This is a genomic window from Stutzerimonas kunmingensis, assembly GCF_014764705.1.
Classification (GTDB): Bacteria; Pseudomonadota; Gammaproteobacteria; order Pseudomonadales; family Pseudomonadaceae; genus Stutzerimonas.
In genome coordinates this window covers 1-1,113 of the sequence record NZ_JACXXG010000091.1, presented here as the reverse complement: position 1 = coordinate 1,113, position 1,113 = coordinate 1, and the positions used below count along the sequence as shown (strand labels likewise).

General features: G+C 59.7%; 1 protein-coding gene. It reads right to left on the bottom strand.

Annotated features, from left to right (window positions below):
• Positions 1–29: 29 nt before the first annotated feature.
• A complete protein-coding gene (locus IEG05_RS23055) occupies positions 30–1,058 on the bottom strand; it encodes an IS30-like element ISPa59 family transposase (protein ID WP_153376404.1) in 1,029 nt (342 codons plus the stop codon).
• Positions 1,059–1,113 lie beyond the last annotated feature (55 nt).

Here is a 1,113-nt window from a genome sequence, read left to right as displayed (position 1 = left end):
GGCGGTTGCAGGAGCTGAGTGCAACACGGTCATTGAATTGAAGCTGGAGCATCATGCCGCATAGCCATGGCCTTCTGCATCACCTCACCCATAACTTCGATGGGGCACTTGAAGTCGAAGCGCTTACGCGGCCGCATGTTCAGTTGCAGTGCAATAGCGTCGAGTTCTTCTTGGCTGTGTACCGACAAGTCCGTGCCCTTGGGCAGGTACTGGCGGATCAGGCCATTGATGTTTTCGTTGCTGCCGCGTTGCCAAGGGCTATGCGGATCGCAGAAGTAAATCGCCACCCCGGTCTGCTGGGTGATTTCAGCATGCCGCGCCATTTCTCGGCCCTGGTCGTAGGTCATGCTCTTGCGCATCGCCAGCGGCATGCCATTGAGCGCTGCACTGAAGCCTTCCATCGCCGATGTCGCCGTCGCGTCGTTCATCTTTACCAGCATCAGGTAGCCACTGGTGCGCTCTACCAGCGTGCCTACAGACGAGGCGTTGGCCTTGCCCTTGATCAGATCGCCTTCCCAATGCCCTGGCATCAGTCGGTCTTCGATCTCCGGTGGGCGCACATGGATGCTGACCATCTCGGGGATCTGGCCACGCCGATCCACGCCGCCAGAGCGCGGCCGGCGCGTCGTCTTACTTTGGCGCAGGCAGATGATCAGCTCCTTACGCAGCTCGCCGACCGGCAAGGCATAGATGGCGTTATAGATCGTCTCGCGACAGACGTATGCATCTCTGAGGCTGGGAATGTTCATGCTGCGCAGCTTGCCGGCAATCTGCTCGGGAGACAAACGCTCGCGCAGCATATGGGCCACCAACTGAAAGCGCTCACCACCCGGCAACAGCTTTCGTTTCGGTCGACAGCCTTGGCGGCGGGCCTGCATCTGCTGCTGGGCCATGCGGGCCGAGTAGCCACCACAGACATCTCGATTGCGGCGCAGCTCCCGGCTGATGGTCGAAGGGGATCGGGTGATCAAGCAAGCAATCTTGCGCAGGCTGAACCCTTGGGCACGGCTGATTTGAATGGTGGCGCGTTCTTCAACGCTGAGTTCGGAATAAGACATAGGGGCAGCACCGTACCGGAAAGGTCAGGTGTTGCACTCAGTTTTTGCCGCCGCC

What these genes read in the sequence shown, in the direction of transcription:
- IEG05_RS23055 (WP_153376404.1), bottom strand. Translation starts at nt 1,058, where the DNA reads ATGTCTTATTCCGAACTCAGCGTTGAAGAACGCGCCACCATTCAAATC.